The sequence below is a fragment of the Frigoribacterium sp. CF331 genome (genome assembly GCF_057787905.1).
The window spans coordinates 1,789,330-1,807,891 of record NZ_CM173545.1 but is presented as its reverse complement, the minus strand read 5'-3'; the positions used below and the strand labels follow the sequence as shown (position 1 = coordinate 1,807,891).

Genomic DNA, 18,562 nt, shown 5'->3' with positions numbered 1-18,562 from the left:
GGCCCCGCGCCGCAGCAGGCCCGGGCCGCGGTGCCCGAGCGTGACGGCCGCGGTCGCTCGGGCCGCGCCTCCTCGTCCGCCGTCGACCTCGTCGCCCGGCGGCAGGTGCTCAAGCGCCTGCGACAGTACGTGATGGTCGTGCTGTTGATCGCCCTGCCGGTCGCGGGGGCGTCGGGCGCGGCCGTGCTGGTCGCCAGCGCGCAGCCGACCACGGCACAAGAGATCGAGGCGACCCTCGGGCGGACGGCGGCGCGGGTGCAGTGGACGGGCGCCGAGACCCGCCAGTCCCCCGAGACGACGAGCCAGGCCCAGGGCGACCCCGTCGCCTGGCGGCCGGTCGACGACGTCGTGCCGGGGGTCGACCGCGTCCTCACGCTGCGCACGGTCTACACGCGGGTCGGCACCACGTCGGCCAGCGTCGTCCTCGGCCCGGTCACCGACCCGGCCTTCGACGGCCGCTACCGACTCGACGGGGGTCGTGCGCCCGTGCGTGCCGACGAGGTGCTGGTCACGCCGGGCCTCGCCCGTGACGCCGACCTGACCGTCGGGTCGACGACCACGCTGCACCACCTCGTCGGCACCGACGGGCCGCGCGACGTCGAGGTCCACGTGGTCGGCGTGCTCTCGCAGCGGGACGGCCCCGAGCAGCAGGTGTTCGCCCCGGAGGCGCTCTCGCCCCCAGCGGCCGGGGCCCCCGACCCGGGCGACCCCTCCACCGAGCAGTACCTGGTCGGGCAGGGCGTGGACTGGTCGGAGGTCCGTGCCCTGGGCCGCGCGGGCTACGTCACCTGGTCGGCCGACGTCGTCGCCGACCCGCCCGCGCCCGGCACCCCGGGCGTCATGAGCGACGTGGACGGCAACGCCGGCACCTACGCCGCCCTGGGCCTCGTCTTCGCCGTGTTCGCCGGGGCAGAGGTGGCCCTGCTCGCCGGTGCGGCCTTCGGCGTCGGTGCACGGCGGCAGCGACGCACCCTGGCGGTCCTCGCGGCCGTGGGCGCCGACCAGCGCACGCTGACGCGCGTCGTGGCCCGCCAGGGGGTCTGGGTCGGCGTGGTCGCGGCCGTGACCGGCCTCGCCGTCGGCGTCGACGTCGGCATCGCCGCCGTCGCACTCGCCCTCCGGTCCGGGGTCGACCTCGGGCCGTTCCGCCTCTGGGGCGTGCACGTGCCCGGCGTCGTCGTCGCGGGCATCGGCCTCTTCGCCGTGCTCGTGTCGTGGATCGCGGCGGTCGTGCCCGCCCGCCGCGCCGCCCGCGTCGACGTGACGGCCTCGCTGCGGGGCGGCACGACCGCCGGTGCGACCCGGGCACCCCGGGCACCCGGGGCGCCCAGGGCGCCTCGTCGAGTCCGACGACCGGTCGTCGCGGGAGCCCTCGTGGCCGTCGGCACCCTCGCGTGCCTCGGGGCCGGCTGGGTCTCGTACAGCACCTCGGTGGCGGTCGGCTCTGGCTGGTGGTGGGCCGGGTTCGCGGGCCTCGCGGTCGCGGCGGTGACGGCCCTGGTCGGGGTGCTGCTGCTCGTCCCGACCGTGCTGCACGCGCTCGGCCGGTCGTCCACCCACGCCCCCGTGCCGCTCCGCCTGGCCCTGCGCGACGCGACCCACGGCGTCGCCCGCACCGCCCCCGCCGTCGCCGCCGTGACCACGGCCGTCTTCGTGGCCGTGTTCGGCGCCTCGATGTCGACGGCGGCCTCGCAGCAGTCGAGCCGCTCGACGTACGTGCCCTTCCCCGACGGCACGGTCGCCGTCGCCTACGACCTCTCCGCCGACCTCCGGGTGCCCGCCGGCTCCCCCGAGGCCGAACGCCTCGACCAGGCCGCCGTCGCCGCGGTGGCCCGTGAGCTGCCGGTCGCCTCCGAGGTGACCTGGCTGACGCCGGTGCCGGGCGACTTCGACTCGAGCGGTTCGTCGGTGCCGGTCGAGGCCGTCACCCCCTGGGCCGTCGTGCACGTGCCCGACGGCTGCGACGCGTCCGGCGGTCGCCTGAGCGGCCTGTCGAGCCGCGAGATCGAGCGGATCACCCGGGCCGACCCGGCCTGCACGTTCCCGCTCGGCGGGTCGTCGTACGACAACGTCGTCGTGACGGACGACCGTGGCCTCGAGGTGGCCCTCGGCGCGGAGCCGAGTGCGGCCGCGCGTGCGGCCTTCGACTCGGGCGGGGTCGTCGCCTTCGACCCCTCGCTCGTCGTCGACGGGCAGGTGACCATCGGCCTGGCCTCGCCGGACGAGGTCGCCCGGGGCCACGACCTCTCCACCCCGTCCCGGTCCCTGACGCTCGAGGGCGTCGTCCAGCGGCCGACCTCGTTCACCGACGGAGCCGTCGTGATGAGCGTCGAGACCGCCCGGGCCGCGGGGTTCGCCCTCGACCAAGAGGCCGTCGTGCTCACGCTCGACCGGCAGCCGACGACCGACGAGCTGACGAGGGTCGGCGCCGACGTCACCGCGGCGACCGACGGACGAGCCTCGCTGCAGAGTTCGTCCTACGGCTCGCCGTTCGACCTCGGGCTGGTCGTCGCGCTCGTGGCCGCCGCCCTCGTGTCGGCGGCGGCGGCGGCCGTCGCCCTGGGGCTGGCCCGGGCCGAGGGCCTGAGCGACCAGATCACCATGCAGGCCGTCGGCGGCACCGATCGACAGCGGCGGGCGATGTCGTTCTGGCAGGGAGTGGTCGTCGTGGGCCTCGGCGCGGCGCTCGGCACCGCGCTCGGCCTGGTGCCCACGGCGGCGATGGTCTGGGCCGCCGACCTGCCCTTCGCACCGCCGTGGTGGGCGCTGGCGGTGGTGGTGGTCGTCCTGCCGCTCGTGGTCGCCGCGGGCAGTGCCGTCACGAGCCGCCGCCCCGCGTCGCTCGTGCGGCGGCCCGTGCTCGACTGAGGGGCGACCGCGGGCCCGGCGAGCCGGCGCTCAGCGGTCGGCGAGCTCGCGGGGGCGGCGGCCCGCGACGAGACCCACGACTCCGAGGGCGACGACCAGCAGCGCCGCGAGCGCCACCGGCCGGGGCTCGGCGCCCGTCCAGGCGAGCGAGTCCGAGGAGGCGCGGGCCGACTCGGCGGGCAGCGCGCGACCCCGGCCACCCGCGTCCTCGACGACGGGCGTGACGCCGCCCACCGGCGCGACGGCCGGATCGGACGGGGACGTGCCGGGCCCGGCGGGCAGGCCGCCGTCGCCCTCGCCCTCGCCCTCGCCCGGGACGGGTGCCGGAGTCTGAGCCGCGTCGACGCCGAAGGGCACGACCTGGCCGGTCGCCGACACGACGTCGTCCACGGTCCGCATGACGGCCGAGACCTGCCACTCCCCCGCGTCGAGGGCGTCGACCGTGGCTCGGAACGATCCGTCCTGCTCGGCCCGGACCGTGAGGGACGTGGTGCCGCTCGCTCCCGCTGACGAGGTGGGGGCTGATGACGCGGCGGTCGACGACGCGGGGGCTGACGACGTGGGGGCTGACGTCGCGGGGGTGGACGGGGTGGTGCCCGCTGCGGGCTCGACCGTGACGGTGACGAGAGCGGAGTCGAGGGCCGTGCCGGTGACGACCAGCGGCTGCCCCGACGACGACCGGGCGCCCGCGAGCGGTGACGTGACCACCGGGCCGGCCAGCGCCTCCTGCACCTCGACGGTGACGGTGGTGGTCGCCCCCGACGAGCCGACCGCGTCGAGGGTGAGCCGGCCGACCGGGGTCTGCGGCGAGAGACGGACGGGCAGCTCGACCCGGCCGCGGGCGTCGGCCACGGCCGGGGTCGCCTCGGCCATCGCGGCGGACCGGACCTCGACGGTCTCTCCGGGAGTGAAACCGGCCCCGCGCAGCGCGGCGGCGGCCCCGGCCTGCAGGGTGCCGTCGGGGGCGGCCACGATCGGACCCCGCCCGAGGTCTTCGGTCACGGCCGCGAAGGCGTCGACGAGCCCGGCCCCGAAGTACTCGGCCGGCACCTGGCCACCGGCCTGCCGGTCGAGCAGCGCGGCCAGCTCGGCCGGCGTGGCATCGCGGTGCACGGAGGCCAGCAGGGCCGCGACCCCGGCGACGTGCGGGGCCGCCATCGAGGTGCCGCTGAGCGCCGCGAACCCGCCGCCCGGGACGGTGCTGACGACCGCGGCCCCGGGGGCCGTCAGGTCGACGACGCCGTCGCCGTAGTTCGAGAAGCGCGACTTCTCGATCGCGCCACCGAGGCCCTGTTGGGCCGACGAGACCGCGACGACCCCCTCGGCCTCGGCCGGCAGCTGGACGCAACCCCGCGACACGTCGCGCCCCGTGATCGGGGTCGAGTCGTTCGGGCTGAGCGAGTCGGTCGTCTTGTGGGCCAGGTCGACGGCGACGGCCCCGGTCGCGGCGTTGCCGACCGCGGCCACGTCGAGCACGCCCTCGTGCTGCGACCAGGCGACGGCCCGGCGGACCGCCTCGAGGGCTGCCGCCTGGTCGGAGTCGCCCGTGCACCAGGCGGCCCACGGGTCGACGAAGAAGCTGGCGTTCGTGACGTCCATGCCCTGCTCCGCCGCCCACATGTAGCCGCAGATCGCGTACTCGGGATAGATGAAGCCGTCGGCGTCGACGACCTTGACGCTCGCCAGGCGCACGCCGGGTGCGACGCCGACCACCCCGCGACCGTCGTCGGCCGCGGCGATGATGCCCGCGACGTGCGTGCCGTGCTCGCGGGTGCTCGTCGACGCCCCGGGCGACGGCGACCAGGCGGAGGGGTCGGTGTCGGCCACGCCGTCGACGCTGCAGCCCACCGACGCCGTCGGGTCGACCTGCGAGGCGAGGTCGGGATGCGTGGCGTCGACGCCGCTGTCGAGCACGCCGACCAGCACGTCCGGGCTGCCGGGCTGGACGGCCCGGGCCTCGGCGGCGTGCACGGCCTGGTCGTTCCACTGCCGCTGCTCGGCGGGGTCGGCGACGTCGGCGGCCTGCGTGGCCTCGTCGTCGACCTGCCCGACCAGGCCGGTCGACTGCACGCCGCCCGCCTCGGCGGCGTTCGTCGCGCGGACGGCGGCCGTGCGGGTCGGCCCCGCGGACTCGACGGACGAGGAGGCGCGGACCCGGTCGACGAAGTCGGCCCCGGTCGAGCGGGCGGTCACCACCCCGATCTCGTCCCAGGCCGCGAGGACCGTGCCCCCGGCCGCGACCACGGCCGCGGCGGCAGCCGCGGTCGCCGCCTCGCCGGGCGCCGAGTTCACGACGTAGTTCATGGCGCCGACCGCGACGGCTGCGGACGCCGTGGGCGACGTGGCGACCGGAGCCGCACTCGACACCGGCGCGGACGGCGCGGGCGTCGTCGGAGCGGACGGCACGGCGTCGGCGGCGAAGGCCGTGACCGGGGCGAGCACGAGGACCCCGGCCAGCGCGACCCCCACCAGCGCACGGATCGACCGGCGGGCGGAGGGGCGTCGGCGTGGGCTGGTCACCTGGCCACGATAGGCGGCGCCGAGTCACGACGGGGTCACGATCGTCCGACCTGTGGACGAGGTCGCGGCCTGTGGGCGGGGTGACACGTCTCCTCCCCAGCCGTCGAGCGGGCCCCTCGTTACGCAGGGTTGCCCCGGCACCCGTCGCCGGGCCACGACACCCGTAACGTGGGCGGCATGGCCACCAGCGACACCATCTCGAACCTGCTCGACGAGCGACGGACGTTCGCCGCGCCTCCGTCGCTCGCGCGCGACGCGAACGTCACCGCCGACGAGCACGCCCGGGCCGCCGCCGACCCGGTCGCCTTCTGGGCCGAGGCCTCGCAGCGACTCGACTGGCACACCCCCTGGACGGTCGCCCACACGTGGAAACCCGTCACCGAGGGGCCCGACGGCGAACTCACGGTGCCCGAGGCGACCTGGTTCGCCGACGGCACGCTCAACGTCGCGGTGAACTGCGTCGACCGCCACGTCGAGGCCGGCCGGGGCGACAAGGTCGCCCTGCACGTCGAGGGCGAGCCCGGCGACCGGCGCGACATCACCTACGCCCAGCTGCAGCGCGAGGTCGTCAAGGCGGCGAACGGTCTGCGCTCCCTGGGCGTCGGTCAGGGCGACCGGGTGGTCGTCTACCTGCCCGTCATCGCCGAGACCGTCGTCGTCACGCTCGCCATCGCCCGCCTCGGCGCCATCCACTCGCTGGTCTTCGGGGGCTTCTCGGGCGAGGCGCTCAAGTTCCGGGTCGAAGACACGCGCGCCAAGCTGCTGGTCACGACCGACGGGCAGTTCCGCCGCGGGACGGCCGTGCCGGTCAAGGCGAACGCCGACCACGCGGTCTCGGGCGAGAACGAGATCGAGCACGTGCTCGTCGTGCGGCGCACCGGCGACCAGACGCCCGACGTGCCGTGGACGCCCGGCCGCGACCTGTGGTGGCACGACGTCGTCGACCCGCAGCCCGACACCGACGAGCCCGAGCACTTCGGGGCCGAGACGCCCCTGTTCATCATGTACACGAGCGGCACCACGGGCCGACCGAAGGGGCTCGTGCACACGAGCGGTGGCTACCTCACCCAGGCGAACTGGACGCACTGGGCCGTCTTCGACGCCAAGCCCGACGACGTCCACTGGTGCACGGCCGACCTGGCGTGGGTCACCGCCCACACCTACGAGATCTACGGGCCGCTGTCGAACGGGCTGACCCAGGTCATCTACGAGGGCACCCCCGACACCCCGCACCCCGCCCGTCACCTCGAGATCATCGAGCGCTACGGCGTGACGACCTACTACACGGCGCCCACGCTGGTGCGCACGCTCTCGTCGTGGTTCCCCGAGGGGCTGCCCGACACCCACGACCTGTCGTCGCTGCGCCTGCTCGGCACCGTCGGCGAGGCGATCAACCCCGAGGCCTGGGTGTGGTTCCGCGAGCAGTTCGGCCGCGGCGAGTGCCCGATCGTCGACACCTGGTGGCAGTCCGAGACCGGGGCCGCCGTCATGGCTCCGCTGCCCGGCGCCGACACCCTGAAGCCCGGCTCGTCCCTGCGCGCCCTGCCCGGACTGTCGACCTCCGTGGTCGACGACGCGGGCGAGCGGGTGCCGAACGGCAGCGGCGGCTACCTCGTCGTGCAGCAGACCGGCCCGGCCCTCGCCCGCACGGTCTGGGGCGACCCCGAGCGCTACCGCGACAGCTACTGGGCGACCTACTGGCGGCAGGGCTGGTTCTTCTCGGGCGACGGCGCGAAGTACGACGCCGACGGCGACATCTGGGTGCTGGGCCGCGTCGACGACGTCATCAACGTGTCGGGGCACCGGCTCTCGACCATCGAGATCGAGTCGTCCCTCGTCGCGCACCCGGCCGTCGCCGAGGCGGCCGTGGTCGGCGTCGCCGACGACCGGACGGGTCAGGCGATCGCCGCGTTCGTGGTCCCCGCCACCCGGCCCGCAGGAGGCGCGGTGCGAGACGCCGGCGACGCCGCCGAGCCGTCGGTGTGGGCTCCGCTCTCGGGGTCGCTCTCCCCCACCCTGCGAGCCCACGTCGCCGACCAGATCGGCCCGATCGCCAAGCCCGCGACCGTGCTCGTCGTGCCCGACCTGCCCAAGACCCGCTCGGGCAAGATCATGCGCCGCCTGCTGGTCGACATCGTCGACGGTCGCCCCCTCGGCGACACGACGAGCCTGCAGGACGAGACGGTCCCCGGTCGGGTCGCGGCCGTCCGTGAGGCGGTGGACCGCCCGGCGAGCTGACGACGGCGCAAGTGACATGTAGTTCTTGTCACTTGAAGTACAGAATGTTAGTCTTTTGGTAGCGTCCGCCCTTCCCAGCTGCCACGAGGTGACCATGCCCGAATCCGTCCCCGCCCCGTCCCCGCTTCCCGATACGCCCGACGGGGTGTCGAGCGGCACCGCGACGGTCGCCGCCGCGGTGTCCCCCCGGGCCGGCGGTCGCAGCCGGTCGGCCACCCGCCTCCTGTTGCCCGCGGCCGACGGGGCCGCCTGGTTCGTGGCCGTGGTCGCCACGGCCGGGCTCCTCGAGATCGCCACCGCCGAGACCTGGGCCTCGGTCGTCTCCGGCGCAGCGACCGCCGCCCTGCTCCAGGTGGCCGTGGGCGGACTGGCCGGCGTGTACCGCTCGTCCTTCCCGTCCGGCAGCCTGCCCGAGGCGCGTCGCCTGGTCGCCGGTGCGCTCGTCGTCGGGGCACTGGGCAGCCTCGTCCCGCTGACGGCGCCCGGCGTCCTCCGCGGCGCCGCCGCCTGGCCCACGGCCCTGACCGTCGTCGCGTTCCCGGTCGCCGCACTCGCCATGGCCGCGATCCGCAACCTGCTCCGCTGCCGGGCCGAGCGCCGCCTGCGCCCCGGCGACGACGCCGCCCCGACGATCGTGTACGGGGCGGGCACCCTCGGCCAGCACCTCGTCCGGCAGATGCTCAGCGACCCCGACAGCCCCTACCGCCCGGTCGCACTCCTCGACGACGACCCCGCTCGACGAAGCACCCGGCTGGCCGGGCTCCGGGTCGTCGGTGGGCGGGACGCCCTCGCGGGCGCCCTCCGCCGGTTCGGGGCCGCGACCGTCGTGCTCGCCGTCCCCCGGGCCGACGCGACGTTCATCCGTGACGCCACCGCGCGAGCCGAACGCCTCGGTGCCCGCGTCCTGGTCGCTCCGTCGGTCGACGAGATGCTGCGCGGATCGCGACCCGGCGACCTCCGAGACGTCTCGCCCGAAGAGCTCGTCGGCCGACGAGCCGTCGACACCGACGTCGAGGCCGTCGCCGACTACGTGCGGGGTCGCCGCGTGCTCGTCACCGGCGCCGGGGGCTCGATCGGCAGCGAGCTCTGCCGCCAGTTGTCACGCTTCGCACCCGCCGAGCTCGTCATGCTCGATCGCGACGAGACGGCCCTCCAGTCGGTCCAGGTGACCCTGAGCGGCCACGGCCTGCTCGACTCCCGCGAGGTGGTGCTCGCCGACATCCGCGACGCCGCGGCGCTCACCGCGGTCTTCCGCGCACGCCGGCCCGAGGTCGTCTTCCACGCGGCGGCCCTGAAGCACCTGCCCCTGCTCGAGCAGTACCCCGCCGAGGCCTGGCAGACGAACGTCATGGGCACCCTGAACGTGCTCGAGGCCGCCCAGGCGGTCGACGTGCAGACCTTCGTCAACATCTCGACCGACAAGGCGGCCAACCCCACGAGCGTCCTCGGTCGGTCGAAACGCCTCGCCGAGAGGCTCACGGCCGGCGTCGCCCGGTCCACCGGCCGGCGGTACCTGTCGGTCCGCTTCGGCAACGTGCTCGGCAGCCGGGGCAGCATGGTCCCGCTGTTCCGCGACCTGATCGAGCAGGGCCGACCCGTGACGGTCACCCACCCCGACGCGACTCGGTACTTCATGACGATCCCCGAGGCGTGCCACCTGGTGATCCAAGCCGGGGCGATCGGGGCCCCGGGCGAGGCGCTCATCCTCGACATGGGCGAGCCGGTCAAGATCCTCGACATCGCCGACCGTCTCATCGCCCTGTCAGGCCGCCACGTCGACGTGGTCTTCACCGGGCTCCGACCCGGCGAGAAGCTGCACGAAGAACTCAACGGCACCGACGAGGTCGACGCCCGTCCCGTCCATCCGTCGATCTCGCACGCCTCGGTTCCCGCGCTCGACGCCTGTCAACTCGACGTGCGCTCACTCACGAGCGATCCCCCGATCGCCCGCCTCGACACGGTCTGAGACCGGTCGCCCGGCACGGGCCGTCACTCCCAACCCCTCAACGTGAGGCTTGCGCAACATTTCATGTTTCTGTATTTTAGTGGTCACGTGGGTTGACCATCCCGGCACGCCCCGACCCGAACGGAAGAACTTCGACCATGACCCTCACCGACCACCTTCGACTGCTGCGACGTGCCTGGTGGCTCGTCGTCGCCGCCGCGGCCCTCGGGGCGATCCTCGCCGTCGTCGTGACGGCGAACACCCCCCGGCTGTTCGCCTCGAGCACCCAGTTGTTCGTCTCGGTCAGCGGCACGACGACCAACACCGCCATGGACGTGGGGCAGGGCAGCACCGCCGCCCAGCAGAAGGCCAAGAGCTACGCCGAGGTGGTGAAGACGTCGCGCGTCCTCGAACCGGTCGTCCGCGAGCTCCACCTGCCCTACAGCACGTCCCAGCTGGCCGATGCGGTGACGGTGACGACCGGGACGAACAGCGCCACGCTCACCATCTCGGTCCGCGACACCGAGGCCTCCCGCGCGGCAGCGACGGCCGATGCCATCGGCACGAGCCTTCGAGAATTCGTCACGACCCGTCTCGACGCCGCGGCCGACGGGCAGACGAGCCTCGTCGCCGTCGACGTGCTCGAACCCGCGTCGCTCTCGCACGCCCCCGTCTCACCGCGGACCACGGTCGACCTCGGCCTCGGCCTCGTGGGCGGAGGCCTCGTGGGCTATCTCACGGCCCTGGCCCGGTTGCTCCTCGACACGAAGGTGCGTGATCGGCACAGCATCGCCGAGGTCGTCGATCGACCCGTGCTCGGAGCGGTCCTGCACGACGCCGACGCGCCCAAGCGACCCCTGACGGTGCACCTCGATCCGCGAGGTCCTCGCGCGGAGGCCTACCGGACCTTGAGGACGAACATCCAGTTCGTCAACGTCGGCCAGGCAGCCCGCGTCATCGGCGTCACGTCGGCCCTGCCCGGCGAGGGCAAGACGACGACCACGGCCAACCTCGCCATCGCCTTCGCCGAGACCGGCGCCCGGGTCGCGGTGATCGACGCCGACCTGCGCCGGCCGCGACTGGCATCGACGCTCGGACTCGAAGGGGCAGCCGGCCTCTCGGACGTCCTGATCGGCCGCGCCGACCTCGACGACGTGACCCAACCCTGGGGCGGGATCGGCCTCGACGTCGTCCCGGCAGGCCAGATCCCGCCGAACGCCAGCGAACTGCTGGGATCGGTTCGCATGCGGGCGCTGCTCGACGAGCTGCGCGACCGCTATGACTACGTCCTGCTCGACGCACCCCCCGTCCTGCCGGTGACCGACGCGGCCGTCCTGAGCCGCCTCACGGACGGCACCCTCGTCGCCGCCGCCTCGGGCCGCACGCTGAAGGCACGACTCGGCGACGCGGTCGACACCCTCGACCAGATCGGCTCGCGAGTGATCGGAGTCGTCCTCACGATGCAGCCCCGGAGCACGTCGGGGGCCTACGACGAGACCTACGCCTACCCTGCCGAGCCCGCACCCGGCACCCACACGAGTTCCGGACGCAGAGCCGGGCGCTCATCCGCGCGCTCGGCCGGGCGAGCAGCCGGGCGAGCAGCCGGGCGCCGTTCGGGTCACGCCGGCCCCTCGCCGCGACGCGCGGCCCCCTCCCGCATCTGACGGCCGCGCGCGGTCGTGACCCGCGATCACCCCGTGCACGACCGGGCGCACCCGAGAGACCCCCACCGACCACGTCGGCGGGGGTCTTTCGGGTGCGCCCGGTCCACGACACCGGACACCGGACACAGGGCACAGGGCACAGGGGCACAAGGCACAAGGCACAAGGCACAGGGCACAAGGCACAGGGCAGAGCTGATCGCGGATGCACCACGACGCGGTGTCACCGCGGGTGCGGATGCCGATGTGGATGCCGATGAACGAGTCGGGGGCGAAGGCGGGTTCGTCGTGCGGAGCCTCCCCGCGACCTCGTGGACACCGGCCACCTCGATGCACTCGAACCCGGTGACGGTGACATCGATCCGAGCCTGCAGTACCACCTGCACCGCGGGTGCCCGCGACCGCTCGTCGGCCGCCGTCTCGGCGCGGCCTCGGCCTCGGCCTCCGACCCGTCGAGGTCGTGCCGGGCGGCTGGCTCGCCGACGGCCAGCTCTCCCGTTCAGCGATCCTCGGACGAGATCACGACGGGTGCGGGCCGGACACGGTGTCGGCCGGTCGGGCCCGGCGCACGACGGACTCGCCGGCGTCGACGGCGGGCTCGGCCCCGACCACGAGGCGGGCGTGCGGAAGCCCGCGGGAGGCACGCGAGGGCAGGGTGGGCCCCACCCCCAGACCGAGCGTCAGGAGGGCGAAGAACCAGATCAGTCGCGAATCGTAGAGGTCACCCGAGAAGAGGGCGCTGACGAAGACGAGCAGGGCGGCGAGGGCCGTGCAGAGCACACCCGGTTCGAGGCGGTCGAGCCGGCGGAGCCCGACGACGATCCGGGAGAGGACGACGAGAAGCAACACCAGGGCCACGGCTCCGCCCGTGCTCGCGGTCTCGATGACGAGGTTGTGGGTGTGCGACAGTCCCACCGTCTCGCGGAGGAGCAACGGGACCCCGCCCAGGCCGACCCCGGCGACGGGGTGCTGCGCGAAGATCTCGAGCCCGATCGCCGACACGACGTCGCGACCACTGCTGTAGCCCTGTTCGACGGTCTGTTCGACCAGCCTCTTCTCGATCAACGGCCCGAGCCTCGGCCCGAAGAGCACCCCGACGGGGACGCACGCGAGCCCGAGCGTGACGAGCACCTGGCCGGTCCGGTTCGGGCCGATGCGACGCATGACGGGCACGACGCCGACCACGGCGATGACCAACCCGGCGAGCATGCCTCCGCGAGAGCCCGACAGCAGGGCCCCGACGACGAACGGGGGCAGTCCGAGCAGCAGCCACAGACTGCGGCTGCGCAAGTAGGCGTAGAGCACTCCGACGGCACCGAGTCCCATGACGCGGACGAACACGTTCGGCCCACCGCCGAAGGCCGAGTAGCGGCCTTGGACGCCCGGGCCTGCCCCGACGGCCGCGGCGAGGTAGACGGCGGCGATGACGACGACGGCGCCCCACAACCAGCGCAGGTCGGCCACCGCGAGGTGCGTCGTCACGATGGCGGTCATCACCACGAAGGCGGCCAGGAACGACAGGTCGAGCAGGGGAGGCGCGAGCTCGGCGCCCCACGGCGCCCAGACCGCCGAGAGGGCGAGCCAGGCGAAGAGCACCACCAGGGCGGTCGCGAGGCCGCGTGCCGCCGGGGCGTACCGCACCGGCGGTCGTCCGGCCAGGGGCACCAGCGACAGCCCGGCCGCGACGGTCGCGAGCACCCGCACGTCGAGCGAGGGGAACCCGGGGACGAGACCCCCGAGGCCGAACCGGCCGGCGACGAGGCCGACGAACAGGACGACCAGGGCGAGGCGCGCCGGGTTGCCGGCCCGCGCCTCCTGCCTCCCGGAGCGTCGGCGGGTGGGGACGACGTCAGGCACGACCGGCCCACCGATCGGTCACGACGGGCACCAGCCCGCAGAGCGCCAGGCAGACGCCGTAGCCGACGGCCGACGCCCAGGCAGCGCCCTGCGCGCCGGAGCCCGGGATGAGCACCACACAGAGCACGACGGTGACGACGGCTCCGACCGTCTCGATCACGGACACCCCCGCATGCCGACCGTGCGCCACGAGGACGCCCTGCCAGATGCGGCTGAGCGAGTAGGCGAACGACGCCACGGTGAGCGCGGGCACCAGCGCGAGGGAGGACCGGTAGGCGTCGCTCAGCAGGGTGACGACCACGAGGACGCCGACGCCACCGGCCGAGACGGACAGGACGGCGGCCACCGCCGCCAGGGCCGCGACCGGACCTCGCGCCACCCGGCCCGTCACCTCGACCTGACGGCGCCACTCCCCGAGCCTGGAGTCGACCCAGTTCTGCACCGGCCACGACGCCGCCTCGACGACGGACGCGATGGTGACGTAGGCGCCGAGCGCGGCGGTCCCCGCGAGCACGGGCAGCAGGAGGCGGTCGGCACGCAGCAGGGCCGTGTTGCCGAACGAGGCCGGCAGCAGGGCGAGGCCCGACCGCCGGACCTCGGCGAGCGGACCGACGTCGAGCCGGCCGGCGTCGCCTTCGGCACGACGGGAGGACCGCACGGCGTGACAGACCACGACGACGAAGGGCGCGGTCGACAGGGCGTACGACACCAGCCACACGACCGGGCTGTCGACGCCGACCAGCACGAAGGCCAGGGCACACGTCACCAGCCCGACCTGCGACACGAGCGTCGCCGCCCAGTAGGCCCGAGCCCTCGCACCGGTGATGAAGGCCGTGCGGACGAGTCGGGCGAGCAGGTTGCCCGCGACGAACACGCTCGTCACCACCCCCACGACGACGAGCTCACGGTGCCCGAGGCAGGCCGCGACACCACCGCCGATCATCGGCAGGGCGGCGACGACGACCCCGGGGCGGGTCAGCCAGGCCAGTTCGCGCAGGGGCTGCCGGGTGGCCCCCTGCCGCATCGACACGAAGGGCCGCTCGACGCCGAGCACGGCAGCCGTCGTGGCGAAGTAGCCGATCTGCACCCAGAGCGCCAGGGCTCCGCGTCCCGAGGGCACGAGCGATGCCGAGGCCGCCAGATTGGTCGCGAACGCGGCGGCGACGGCGACCAGCTGGGTGGCCTGCAAGGTCAGCACGGAGGCGAAGGGAGCGACCACGGAGGCCACGCGGCGGGGCAGCCTGGTCGTCGCCCCTCCGCCGACGATCGGGAGGCGCGCTCGGGGAGGTCGCGCGCCGTCGTCCACCAGCCGCCCGGCCTCACGCACGGCCGTCGACCTCGTCGAGCGCTCTCGTCAGCACGTCCAGCACGCGCTCCCGGTCGTCCGCGCCGAGTCCGGAGCCACTGGGCAGGGTGAGCCCACGGGCGAACAGGTCGTCGGCGGAACCGGTGACGGTGCGACCGAGGTCGGCGAACACCGGCTGACGATGCAGGGGCTTCCACAGCGGCCGGGTCTCGATCGCGGCCTCGGCGAGGCGGTCGGTCACGATGCGCACCGCGGCGGGGTCGGCGAAGAGCAACGAGCTGAGCCAACAGTTGTCGTCGCGATCGTCGGCGCCCTGGAAGACCGCCACGGAATCGCGACCGGCGGTGAGGCGTCGGTAGTCGTCGCGGATCTCACGACGTCTCGCCATCATGTCGTCGAGGCGGGCGAGCTGGGCCCGGCCCAGGGCGGCGAGCACGTTGCTCAAGCGGTAGTTGAAGCCGATCTCGGTGTGTTCGTAGTGCCGTACGGGCTGCCGGGCCTGGCTCGCGACGCGGCGGGCCGTCGTCGCGAGTCGTTCGTCGTCGGTGACGAGCATGCCACCGCCCGAGGTGGTCATGATCTTGTTCCCGTTGAACGAGATCGCGGCGGCCGCGCCGAAGGACCCGGCCGCACGGCCGTCGAGCCGGGCCCCGAGCGACTCCGCGCTGTCGCACAGCACGGGCACGCCGTACCGGTCGGCGACCTCGCCGATGCGGCGCAGGTCGGCGACCTTGCCGTAGATGTCGACGGGCAGCACGGCCGAGACGCGTCGTCCCGCGGCGGCCAGCTGCGCGAGGGATTCCTCCAGCAGTTCGGGGCAGAGGTTGCCCGTGGCAGGGCAGCAGTCGACGAACCAGGGCTCGGCCCCCGTGTAGGTGACGGCGTTGGCGGTGGCGGCGAAGGTGAACGTCGAGGTCACCACCACGGTGCCCTGGCCCACCCCGATGCCGAGCAGCCCCAGGTGCAGGGCGGCGGTGCCCGACGAGAGGGCCACCCCGTGCGCGCGGCCGGTCCGGGCGGCGATCTGCGCCTCGAAGGCGTCGACCTCGGGGCCGAGGGGCGCCACCCAGCCCGACCGGAGGGCTCGGGCCACGGCGGCGTTCTCGGCCTCGCCGATGTCGGGTGCCGAGAGGGGGACGGAGACCGGGCGGAGGCACGCGGGGGCGGGCGCGTGACGGACGTCGACGGGCATGGCAGACCTCTCGGTGGGGTCGAGCACCCGGTCGGGTCGAGCCGGATGCGCTCCGTGGCCTGAGGCTGGAGCAGCGGGTGATATTCTACGTAGTCAATCTCAGTTTCGCAAGGCCTGGCGGCGCCTGCCACGGGACGCCCGGGCCTCCACGCCGTCACGTTCGACGATGTCGCAGAACTTCTCGGACAGCAGCTCGAGCGAGTGGCGCTCGGCCGCCAGGCGACCAGCGGCGACCGAGGCCCTGGCGACGGCGTCGGCGTCGTCGACGAAGGCCGCCAGCTCGCGGGCGGCGCGTGCCGGGTCCCGCGCGATGCGGATGCCCGCCCCCGTCTCGGCGAGCGCGTCGGCCTGCCACCCGCCGTGGTTCACGACCACCGGCCTGTGGGCGGCGAGCGCGTCGAAGTACTTGTTGGCACTGTTGCTCTCGAGGGCCGGCACGTCGACGAAGCTGCTGAGCGCCACGGTGGCCGCCGCCAGGACGTCGGGCAGGTCGGCCTTCGCGACGGGGTCGAGCACGACGAGCTCGTCGTCCAGCACGCCGAGCTCGGCGGCACGGGCGCGCACCCGGGCCTTCTCGGCTCCTGAGCCGAGGAGGACGATGCAGAGGTCACTTCCCAGCTCGCGCAGGTGACGGGCGACCTCGACGAGGTGGACCAGGCCGTTGGCGCGACCGAACGTGCCCGAGTACACGGCGAGACGACGCCCCCGGAGGCGCGGGTGGCGCGACAGGAACGCCTCGGCGTCGGCGCGAGACGGGTCGAAGCGCTCGAGGTCGCTGATGTTCGTCACGATCTCGGTGCGCTCGCGTGGATGACCGGTCGCGACGACCGAGTCGGCCATGCCGGGGGACAGCGCGACGACCGTCGACGACGCGAGGTAGGCGAGGCGTTCGAGGGTGCGTGCGGCGAAGCGCAGCACCGGGTTGCGCAACGAACCGAGGGCGATCGGGACCTCCGGCCACACGTCCCGCACCTCGAACACCATCGGGGTCCGGCGGCCGATCGTCGCCCCGATGCCCGGGAGCGCGATCGTCAGCGGGGTGCTCGTCGCGACGACGACGTCGCCGCCGAGACCGCGCGCACGCCCCACGGCCCGCAGGGCGAACGAGCAGAAGGCGGCCATGCGCCGCAGGTCACCCATGCCGTTGTCGTACGGGACGGGCAGGCGGTGCACGGTGATCCCGTCGACGACCTCGGTCGAGAACCGCCCACGATCGGCCCGGGGACTCGCGCCGGGGTCCACGCACGAGGCCGTCGGGGGCGTCGCCGTGACGACGTGCACGTCGTGCCCCCTGGCCGTCAGCGCACGGGCGAACTGGTAGGACCGGATGCCGCCGCTCTGCTCGGGGGTGAGGAAGTACTGGTGCAGGTAGACGATGCGCATGGAGGCCTCTCGGGTCGACGCGAGGTGCGTCGTGAGGGATACTTGACATATCCATTATGCCGGTCCGAGCAGGTTGTGCAACATGTCACATGGACGTATTTTTATGGTCGACCTGGTGGACGCCCTCTGCCGATCGATCCGAACGGACGGAACCCGTGAAGCTCCACGACCATTTGCTCCTGCTGCGCAGTGCGTGGTGGATCGTCCTCGCGACGACACTCGCCGGCGTCACCGTCGCCACCGCGATCACGGTGTCGGCGCCGCGGGTGTTCCAGTCGAGCACCGAGCTCTTCGTGTCGGTGTCCGGGGCGACGACCGCCACCGCGCAAGACGTGGCCCAGGGCAGCACTGCAGCCCAGCACAAGGCCAAGGGCTACGCCGAGGTCGCGACGAGTTCGCGAGTGCTCGATCCCGTCATCCGCGAACTGGGCCTCGACTGCACGGCCGCCGAACTGGCACGGGCCATGACGGTGACGACGGGCACGACCAGCGTCACCCTGACCATCTCGGTGCGCGACACGGACGCGGGCCGGGCGTCCGCCACGGCGGACGCCGCCGCGGCGAGCCTCCGACGGTTCGCGACGACGAAGCTCGATCCAGCGCCCGACGGGCAGCCCAGCCTGGTCGGCATCGAGGTCCTCGAACCCGCGACCGAAGCCGGGTCACCCGTGTCGCCCCGCCCGATCGAGAACCTCGGGCTCGGCGTCGCGCTCGGCGGCCTGCTCGGCTACGGGGCCGTCTACCTGCGTCGACTGCTCGACACGAAGGTGCGTGGGCGACGCAGCATCGACGAGACCGTCGACTGCCCCGTGCTGGGGACGATCCTGCACGACGCGAGCGCCTCCACCCGACCCCTGACCGTCCGGGTCGAGCCCCGAGGGGCCAAGGCCGAGGCGTACCGTGCCCTGAGGACCAGCATCCAGTTCGTCGGCACGGGACGGCCCGCCCACGTGATCGGGGTGTCCTCGGCGATGCCGGGTGAGGGCAAGACGACGACGTCGGCGAACCTCGCGGTGGCCTTCGCCGAGACCGGTGCCCGGGTGGCCCTCGTCGACGCCGACCTGCGCCGACCGCGCATCGCCGCGGTGATGGGCCTCGAGGGCGCGGTCGGGCTGTCCGACGTCCTGGTCGGTCGGGCCGACCTCGACGACGTCGCCCAGCCGTGGGGCGGACTGCCGCTCGACGTCGTCCCGGCGGGACGCATCCCCCCGAACAGCAGCGAGCTGCTGGGTTCGACGAGCATGGACGCGCTGCTGGACCACCTGCGAGGCCGGTACGACTACGTCGTCCTCGACGCGCCACCGCTGCTGCCGGTGACCGACGCCGCGGTGCTGAGTCGGCTCACCGACGGCACCCTCGTCGTGGCCGCGACGGCCCGGACCCGCAAGACCCAGCTCGCCGACGCGGTCGGAACGCTCCACCAGATCGGGTCCCGGGTGCTCGGCGTCGTGCTCACGATGCAGCCGTCGAAGGACGCCGGGGCCTACGAGACGGGCCGCGCCCACGCCGCGGACGCCATCCCGACGGTCGAGACCTCCCCCCGACGACGAGCCCGCGCCCGGGCCCGAGCCCGGGCCTGAGCACAGGCACGC

The 18,562-nt window shown here is 74.2% G+C and carries 10 protein-coding genes; 5 read left to right on the top strand and 5 right to left on the bottom strand.

What is annotated here, in order from left to right:
* Positions 1–30: 30 nt before the first annotated feature.
* Positions 31–2,868, top strand: coding sequence for an FtsX-like permease family protein (locus AC3CCI_RS08450; protein ID WP_488626858.1), 2,838 nt, complete (start codon positions 31–33; stop codon positions 2,866–2,868).
* 30 nt (positions 2,869–2,898) lie between these two features.
* On the opposite strand, the gene AC3CCI_RS08445 is transcribed toward AC3CCI_RS08450, so the two are convergent.
* A complete protein-coding gene (locus tag AC3CCI_RS08445; RefSeq protein WP_488626857.1) occupies positions 2,899–5,388 on the bottom strand; it encodes a S8 family serine peptidase in 2,490 nt (829 codons plus the stop codon).
* Between the two features lie 177 nt (positions 5,389–5,565).
* Here AC3CCI_RS08445 and acs point away from each other — a divergent pair, with 177 nt between their 5' ends.
* From acs to AC3CCI_RS08430, 3 genes are all read left to right on the top strand, one after another.
* Positions 5,566–7,626 (top strand): acetate--CoA ligase, encoded by a 2,061-nt coding sequence (gene acs, locus AC3CCI_RS08440; protein WP_488626856.1) that lies wholly within the window; start codon positions 5,566–5,568, stop codon positions 7,624–7,626.
* A 94-nt stretch (positions 7,627–7,720) separates the two neighbouring features.
* Positions 7,721–9,592: a polysaccharide biosynthesis protein gene (locus tag AC3CCI_RS08435; protein ID WP_488626855.1), complete on the top strand. Its 1,872-nt coding sequence runs from the start codon at positions 7,721–7,723 to the stop codon at positions 9,590–9,592.
* 137 nt (positions 9,593–9,729) lie between these two features.
* Entirely contained in the window at positions 9,730–11,235 is a 1,506-nt protein-coding gene (locus AC3CCI_RS08430) for a tyrosine-protein kinase domain-containing protein (protein WP_488626854.1), read from the top strand.
* 516 nt (positions 11,236–11,751) lie between these two features.
* Here the strand turns inward: AC3CCI_RS08430 and AC3CCI_RS08425 are convergent.
* The 4 genes from AC3CCI_RS08425 to AC3CCI_RS08410 all read right to left on the bottom strand — a co-directional run bounded on the left by AC3CCI_RS08425 (position 11,752) and on the right by AC3CCI_RS08410 (position 16,970).
* On the bottom strand, positions 11,752–13,089 hold the full coding sequence (locus AC3CCI_RS08425; RefSeq protein WP_488626853.1) for an O-antigen ligase family protein: 1,338 nt from the start codon (positions 13,087–13,089) through the stop codon (positions 11,752–11,754).
* A complete protein-coding gene (locus AC3CCI_RS08420; protein WP_488626852.1) occupies positions 13,082–14,317 on the bottom strand; it encodes a hypothetical protein in 1,236 nt (411 codons plus the stop codon). The genes AC3CCI_RS08425 and AC3CCI_RS08420 overlap by 8 nt, the downstream gene beginning before the upstream one ends.
* 91 nt (positions 14,318–14,408) lie before the next feature.
* Positions 14,409–15,587, bottom strand: coding sequence for a DegT/DnrJ/EryC1/StrS family aminotransferase (locus tag AC3CCI_RS08415; protein ID WP_488626851.1), 1,179 nt, complete (start codon positions 15,585–15,587; stop codon positions 14,409–14,411).
* Positions 15,588–15,686: 99 nt separating this feature from the next.
* Positions 15,687–16,970 carry a glycosyltransferase family 4 protein gene (locus AC3CCI_RS08410; protein ID WP_488626850.1) on the bottom strand — a complete coding sequence of 428 codons (1,284 nt, stop codon included), beginning with the start codon at positions 16,968–16,970 and terminating at the stop codon, positions 15,687–15,689.
* A 155-nt stretch (positions 16,971–17,125) separates the two neighbouring features.
* Between AC3CCI_RS08410 and AC3CCI_RS08405 the strand changes: the two genes are divergently transcribed.
* Positions 17,126–18,550, top strand: a complete 1,425-nt coding sequence (locus tag AC3CCI_RS08405; RefSeq protein WP_488626849.1) for a tyrosine-protein kinase domain-containing protein — start codon at positions 17,126–17,128, stop codon at positions 18,548–18,550.
* Positions 18,551–18,562: the final 12 nt, after the last annotated feature.